The organism is Amycolatopsis sp. NPDC004772 (genome assembly GCF_053601215.1).
Window position 1 is genome coordinate 41,286 of record NZ_JBSGBK010000069.1, and the last position, 7,139, is coordinate 48,424.

The window sequence follows — 7,139 nt, forward strand, 5'->3', positions numbered from 1 at the left end:
ATGGCGGCTCGCCGGTTCGTCGCCTGCACCGTGGTCACCCGGGAGCGCCTGGGGGCCGCCGAGGTGCTCGCCGCGTCGTACCGCGCGCACCACCCCGGGCACGAGTTCACCGTGCTCGTGGCCGACGACGGCGCCGCACCCGGCGAGCTGGACCTCGATCCGGAGGAGTACTTCCGGCTGGTCACCTGCCACGACGGCGCCGACCTGGTGGACGTCCTGCGGCCGCTCCTGCTGCGCAGCCTGCTCGAGCGGTTCGATGTCGCGGTCCTGCTGGACGCCGACATCGAGGTCCACGCGCCGTTCGAGGACGTCAGCGCGCTCGCGGCGGACCACGGTGTCGTCGTCGCGGCGGCGCTGCTGGCCCCGCTCCCGCGGGACGGTCTCGAACCCGAGGACGTCCCGGGCGTCTACGACGGCTTCCTCGCCGCCGGGCCCGCCGCGCGGCCGTTCCTCGACCACTGGGCCGACCGGGCCCGCCGGCGGCCACCGCACCGGACGGCGGCGACCTGGCGGTGGCCGGACCTGCTGCCCGGTCCGTTCGAGCACCTGGTCGTCCGCGATCCCGGGCTCGCCGTCGGCTACTGGAACCTGCACGAACGCTCGCCGTCCGAAAGCCGGTTCCTCGCCTTCCGCGGCTACGACCCCGAAGCGCCCTGGCTGCTGTCGGCAGACTGCGCGACCCAGCCACGGGTGCGGCTCTCCGCGGATCCGGTACTGCGGCGGATGTGCGACGCCTACGGCGACCGCGTCGGCCCGGGCCGGCCCGGCGAAAGCCGGTTTTCCGCGCTGCCGGACGGTTCGCCGCTCACCCCGCAGATGCGGCAGCTCTACCACGACGCCTGGGTACGGACGGAAACACCGGGCCAGCCGGCCGAAAAGCTGCCGCCGCACCCCTTCGGCGACGACGGGGGCCGCGCATTCCGGGAGTGGCTGACCGAGCCGGCGAACCCGGTCGACGCCGCGGGCGGGATGACGCGGCTGGCGGCCGAGGTCTGGCGCGCCCGCGTCGACCTGCAGGCGGTGTTCCCCCACCCCCGCGGCGAAAGCGCGCCCGGCTTCCGGCAGTGGTGCGCGACCCACGGCGTCGCCGAAGGCCTGTTGCCCGAGTGGGCGCTTCCGGTCCCCGCCGCGGCACCGCTGGCGCCGGTCGGCGACTTCGGCGTCAACGTCGTCGGCTTCCTCACTGCCGAACTCGGGCTCGGCGAGATGGCCCGGCTGATCCAGCGGATGATCGTCCGGGCCGGCATCCCGATGGTGTCGGTCGTCGAAGAGCGGTCCATCGCCGGCTCGGTCCGCACCGGGCTCGCCGCGCCGGACAGCGTCGGCCCGCCGCGGTTCGGGGTCAGCCTGCTGACGGTCAACTCCGACTTCACGCGGGTGGTCGTCGACAGCCACCCGGACGCCACCGCCGGTCGCTACCGGATCGGGCTGTGGGCCTGGGAACTCGAGGACTTCCCGGCCGGGATGCACGACGGGTTCGCCTTCGTCGACGAGGTCTGGACGCCCAGCGAGTTCGCCACCCGGGCGATCGCGGCGCACTCGCCGGTCCCGGTCCGGACCATTCCGGTGCCGGTGCCCGACCCCGGCCCGGCCACCCGGGAACCAGATGGGACCACCCGGTTCCTGTTCGTCTTCGACTTCAATTCGACCGGCGGCCGGAAGAACCCGTGGGGGGTCGTCGAGGCCTTCCGCCGCGCCTTCCCGGGCCGCGAAGACGCCCGGCTCGTGCTGAAGGCGACCAACGGGCGGCGGAACACCGCGGCGGTCGAACGGCTGCGGCGCGCGATCGACGGCGACGCGCGGATCGAGCTCGTGGAGCGGTACCTCACCGTCGCCGAACTCGACACGTTGTATGCCAGGACCGACGCCTACGTGTCACTGCACCGGAGCGAGGGGTTCGGGCTGACGGTGGCCGAGGCGATGGTCAGGGGGCTGCCGGTGATCGCGACGGACTACTCGAGCACGACCGAGTTCTTCGGTCCGGAGTCCGGCTGGCCGGTGCCGTTCACGATGACCGGCGTCGGCCCGGGCTGGCCGCCCTACCGCAGTGACGGCCGGTGGGCCGACCCGGACCTCGACGCGGCCGCCGAGGCCATGCGCGCCGTCGCGGACGACCCGGCCGAAGCCCGCCGGCGCGGGGCCGCCGCCCGGGCACACCTCCTGCGCACGCACCCGGAGGACGTCACGGTGGCGTGGCTGCGCGAGCGGCTGGGCGAAGCGCACCGGACCTGGCTCGCCCGGCAGGCACCCGAGCCGCCGCCGCGGTCGCCGCTGGCCGCCCGCGCCCGCCGCCTGCTGCGGCCGGTGGCCCGCCGGATGCGGGTGACGTCGTGACGCGGCCGGGCGGTCCGCAGCAGACGATGCTGCCGGTCTACGAAGCCTTCCTCCCCCGCGAGCACGCGCTCTACCGGCCACGCCACGGCGGGAAGCAGCTCGTGGCGCTGATCTGCGCGACCGTCTTCTTCCTGACGCCGAACCTGTCGGTCGTCTTCGGCGCGCGGCCCGGCGAGTTCGAAAACCGGGCGCTGACCCCGTTCCCGAGCCTCGGGCAGGGCTGGTCGTTCTTCCCGCAGCTCGGCAACTGGGCCACCGACCACCTGGTGCTGCGCGAGCAGGCCGTGCACACCGCCGACGGCATCAGCCGCGGGGTGTTCGGCGAACCGCCGCCGCTGAACCAGGAACACCAGCAGGGCCCGCTGCAGGTGCCGGGCGACACGAAGCTCGACCCGCGGCAGTTCCCCACCGTGATCGAGGGCAAGAACGGCTGGCTGTACCTCGGCGACGAGGTCACCAGCCACTGCGTGCCGACCGAGAACCTGGACACAACGTTCGACCGGCTGCGCCAGTTCCGGGACGGGATCGAGGCGTCCGGCCGCCAGCTCGTCGTCGTCATCGCGCCGGACAAGGCGACCATGGTCCCGGAGCACCTGCCGGACAACTACCTCGGCAAGGACTGCCACGACAGCGTCCAGAACGACTTCTGGCGCCGGGTCGACGCCGAGAACTTCATGGTCGACCTGCGCAAACCCCTCCAGGACTGGGCCAACCGCAAGGGCCAGCCGCTCTACGGCCCGCTGGATGCCCACTGGAACGACGAAGGTGCGATCACCGCGGTCCGCGAGGTCACCGAAAAGCTCCGGCCGGGCATCACGTCGAGCTGGCGCGTCCAGCCGAAGGAGAACTGGGAGCTGCCGGCCGACCTGCCCCGGCTGATCGGCCGGACCGGGCTGACCGACGGCACGCACTACGCGCTGATGCCCGACGGCCGGACCGACCTGACCCGCACGATGCCCGGCGACTACATCCCGCCGGTGCACACCGACACCGCGTCCGGGACCGGCACCTACGGGCTCCGCACGGCCTGGCTCGGCGACTCCTTCACCATCCGCACCTTGCCGTACATGGCCGCCACCTTCCGCGACCTGACCGCCATGCACTACAGCACGTCCGACTCCGACAGCGGCGCCGCGATCGCCGACCTGCTCGAGCGCAGCGACGTCGTGGTGGTCGAGTTCGCCGAGCGCGGGCTGATCGCCGGGGCCGCGTCGATGCTGACGCCGTCCGTGCAGCAGAACATCTTCCGCGAGCTCAACCGATGACCGCGCCGAACTGTGGGATTGTGCATGTCTTCTGACCAGCTGGCCGCCGCGCTGGCCCGCCTCGACGAACACCGCGAGCTGCACCTGCCGCTGCGCAGGACCGACCTGCTCGGCCGGCTGGCCCTGCGGTTCCTGTGGAAGCGCCAGGTGAAGTGGCAGATCGAGGCCAACCTGGCCATCCGGGACGCGCTCGCCGCCGTGCACCACACCCAGCGCGAGCTGCCGGCCGACGCCGTCCGCCACGCCGAGCTGGCGCACGAGGTCGAACTGCTGCGGCAGCAGGACAAAACCATGACCGCGGGCCTGAACCAGCGGCTGTACGCGGGTCTCGGCCGGATCGAATCGCAGCTGTCCGAGCTGAAGCTGCAGCAGGCGGAAACGGCCGAGCAGGGTGACGACGCCGAGCTGCGGCTGAAGGCCCTGGAAGCGCAGGTCGCGGCGCTGACCTCGGCGGCGGCCGATGCCCGGCTGCGGCACGCCCAGCTGGACGTCGCGCTCGACCGCGTCCGGGCCGGGCAGCCGGTCACCGAGGTCGCCACGGACGTCGCCGACCGCGAATCGTTCCTCGAACTCGCGCTTTCGCAGCTGCTCGACGGGCCGGAAAGCCGCGTGCGCGAAGCCCGCAAGACGCACCTGCCGCTCATCACGGCAGCGCGGGAGGCGGGCGCCAACGGCCCCGTGTTCGACGTCGCACCGGGCCGCGGCGAATGGCTCGAGGTGCTTCGCTCGGCGGACCTGCCGTCCCTGGCGGCGTCGGACAACAAGTTGGTCCGGCAGCACTGCGCGGGGCTCGGCCTCGACGTCGCCGCGCAGGAGCCGCTGGCCGCGCTGGCGGCCGTGCCGGCCCGCTCGCTCGGCGCGGTGACCGCCTTCCGGTTCGCCGAACGCCGGACGCCGGACGCGCTCGCGCGCTTCGCCGACCTCGCCGCGACAGCGCTGCAGCCCGGCGGCGTGCTGCTGGTCGAGACGCCGGGCGCCGGCGCGGTCACCGAGTTCGAGCTGGATCCCTTCGCGCGCAAGCCGTTGCACCCGGTCTACCTCCGGTTCGTCGCCGAGGCGGCGGGCTTCCCGGAGGTCGACGTCCGCGAGGTGGCCGCCGCGGACGGTCTCGGTGAGCGCCTGTGCCTGATCGCCCGTCGATGACCGCCCGGGCCACCATGTGGACCCCGCTGCCGCCTCGGACCAGCGGGATCGCGGACTACAGCTACCACCTCACCGAGGCCCTGTCCGAGCTGTTCGACGTCGCGGCGATGACCGACGCGCCGGGCGCCCGGGTGCCGGCCGGCGTCCGGCTGCTGGAGGCGGACGAGCCGTCCGAAGGCGTGCCGGTCTACCACATCGGCAACCACGCCGGCGTCCACGGCGAGATCTACCGCCGGGCGATCGCGGACCCGGGGGTCGTGGTGCTGCACGATCCGTCCCTTTTGGACTTCCACGCGGGGATCCTCGGCAGCGTCGCCTCCGAGGCGTTCCGCGAAGAGGTGCGGTACGCGCACGGGCCGATCTGGGGCCACCAGCACGATCCGGCGCTGCTGCACGGCCTGCCGGCGATCGAGGTCGACGGGGTCAAGACCCTCGACCACGGCACGCTGACCCTGGAACGCCGGCTCGTCACGACCAGCCGCGGGGTCGTCGTGCACGACCCGCAGACCGCGGAGTTCCTGCGTGCCCGGTACCCCGGGGTTCCCGTGCACGCCGTGCCGCACGGCGCCCTGCTGCCGGACCCCGCGCGCCGCGAGCCGGTGCGGGCCGGGCTGGGCTGGACCGACGACCAGGTCGTCTTCGGCGTCTTCGGCAGCCTGGCCGGGCACCGGCGGGTGACCGCTGCCGTGCTGGCCTTCGCCGAGCTGCGCCGCCGCTGGCCCAACGCGCGGCTCCTGATCGCCGGGCACGCCGGGGACGCCGGGGTGCTCGACCAGGTGCGGCAGGTGGTCGAAGCGAGCGGGTTCCCCGACTCCGTCCACTTCGAACTGTCGCCGTCCGAAGACCGCCTCGACGACCTGATCCTGGCCGCCGACGCCGTGGTCAGCCTGCGGTGGCCGACCGCGGGCGAGACCAGCGGCACGATGCTGCGGGCGTTCGGCGCCGGGCGCGTGGTGATCACCAGCGACCTCCCGCAGCACCGGCACTACGACAGCGCGTTCTGCTGGACCGTGCCCGTGTCACCAGCGGCAGAGGCGGCCGAGCTGTACCGGCTGCTCGAACGCGGCATGTGCTGGCCGGAGGAGCTGCGCGCGGCCGGGGAGCTCGCGCAGAAGTGGACCGGGGAGAACGCCACCTGGGCGATCGCCGCGCAGGGCTACGCCGACGCGATCGCCGCCGCGGAGAACTTCGTGGCGCCGCGAGAAAAGCGGCGGCCCGGCGTGAACGTCTTCGCCGACGTCCGCGCCACCACCGGCCTGTCCGAGGCGGCTCGCCGGTACGTCCAGGCGATGGCCACGCACGGCACCGAGCTGACGTTCACCGAGTTCAACAGCCAGGCGCCGTTCCGCACGATCGAGGTGCCGCCGGAGGTCGCCGCCCTGCGCCGGGGCAAGGAGTTCGACGTCGACCTGTGGCTCGTCAACGTCAACGAGTGGCAGCTGATCCCGGAGCACGCGCTCGACCGCTACACGATCGCGGTGTGGGCGTGGGAGCTGCCGGAACCGCCGGTGCACGCACTGCCGCACCTGCCGGGCATCGACGAGCTCTGGCTGATCTCCCAGTTCGTCTCGGACTCCTTCCGCACGGTGACCGACATCCCGATCACCGTGGTGCCCAACGTCGTCCCCCAGGCGCCCGACGTGACCGGGGACCGCGCGAAGTTCGGCCTCCCCGAGGACGGCCTCATCGTGCTGTTCACGTTCAGCGCGTCCTCGAGCGACGCCCGGAAGAACCCGTGGGCGGTGCTCGAGGCGTTCCGCCGGGCGTTCCCGCCGGAGGAGCGCGGGACGAAGGCGCACCTGGTGTTCAAGGTGAACGACCTCCAGCGGTTCCCGGAGCTGGACGCCTCGCTGAGCGCGGCGGTCGCGTCGGTGGGCGGGACGCTGCTGCGGCGCGAGATGTCCCGCACGGACATGGACACGCTGCTGGCCACCTGTGACGTCTACACGTCCCTGCACCGCTCCGAAGGCTTCGGGCTCGGCATGGCCGAGGCGATGGCGATGGGCAAGCCGGTGGTGGCGACCGGGTTCGGCGGCAACGTCGACTTCATGCCCCCGGGCGCGGCGGCGGTCGTCGGGTACGAGCCCCGCGCGATCGGCCCGAACGACCACCGGTTCGGCGGCGGCTTCGGCGATTGGTACACCGTCGGGCAGCTGTGGGCGGACGCGGACGTCGACCAGGCCGCGCGCTGGCTGCGCAAGCTCGCCGACAGCCCGCGGCTACGCGCGGAAATGGGCGCGAAGGCGATCGAGGCGATCCGCGACTTCTGCAGCCCCGCGGCGGTCGCCAAGGTGATCAACCGCCGGCTGGCCGAGCTGGCCCGGCGCCGCTGACCCCACGCCTCAAACGCCCCAATGTGGCGTTGGGGGGGGGGGGGGGCCCCCCCCCCCCCAGGGA

The 7,139-nt window shown here is 73.4% G+C and carries 4 protein-coding genes; all 4 read left to right on the forward strand.

All coding sequences use genetic code 11. The features are described from left to right. The 4 genes from ACWEF6_RS31700 to ACWEF6_RS31715 are packed head-to-tail and all read left to right on the forward strand — an operon-like array spanning position 1 to position 7,075. The gene (locus tag ACWEF6_RS31700) at positions 1 to 2,334 is read left to right on the forward strand and encodes a glycosyltransferase (RefSeq protein ID WP_449686304.1); all 2,334 of its coding nucleotides are present in this window, start codon (positions 1 to 3) and stop codon (positions 2,332 to 2,334) included. Beyond that, positions 2,331 to 3,599 (forward strand): alginate O-acetyltransferase AlgX-related protein, encoded by a 1,269-nt coding sequence (locus ACWEF6_RS31705; protein ID WP_449686305.1) that lies wholly within the window; start codon positions 2,331 to 2,333, stop codon positions 3,597 to 3,599. Before ACWEF6_RS31700 ends, ACWEF6_RS31705 begins: the two co-directional genes overlap by 4 nt. A gap of 24 nt (positions 3,600 to 3,623) precedes the next feature. After that, entirely contained in the window at positions 3,624 to 4,742 is a 1,119-nt protein-coding gene (locus ACWEF6_RS31710; protein ID WP_449686306.1) for a hypothetical protein, read from the forward strand. Beyond that, complete coding sequence (locus ACWEF6_RS31715) at positions 4,739 to 7,075, forward strand: glycosyltransferase family 4 protein (RefSeq protein WP_449686307.1); 2,337 nt, start codon at positions 4,739 to 4,741, stop codon at positions 7,073 to 7,075. The genes ACWEF6_RS31710 and ACWEF6_RS31715 overlap by 4 nt, the downstream gene beginning before the upstream one ends. Positions 7,076 to 7,139: the final 64 nt, after the last annotated feature.

What these genes read in the sequence shown, in the direction of transcription:
- ACWEF6_RS31715 (WP_449686307.1), top strand. Translation starts at nt 4,739, where the DNA reads ATGACCGCCCGGGCCACCATGTGGACCCCGCTGCCGCCTCGGACCAGC.
- ACWEF6_RS31700 (WP_449686304.1), top strand. Translation starts at nt 1, where the DNA reads ATGGCGGCTCGCCGGTTCGTCGCCTGCACCGTGGTCACCCGGGAGCGC.
- ACWEF6_RS31710 (WP_449686306.1), top strand. Translation starts at nt 3,624, where the DNA reads ATGTCTTCTGACCAGCTGGCCGCCGCGCTGGCCCGCCTCGACGAACAC.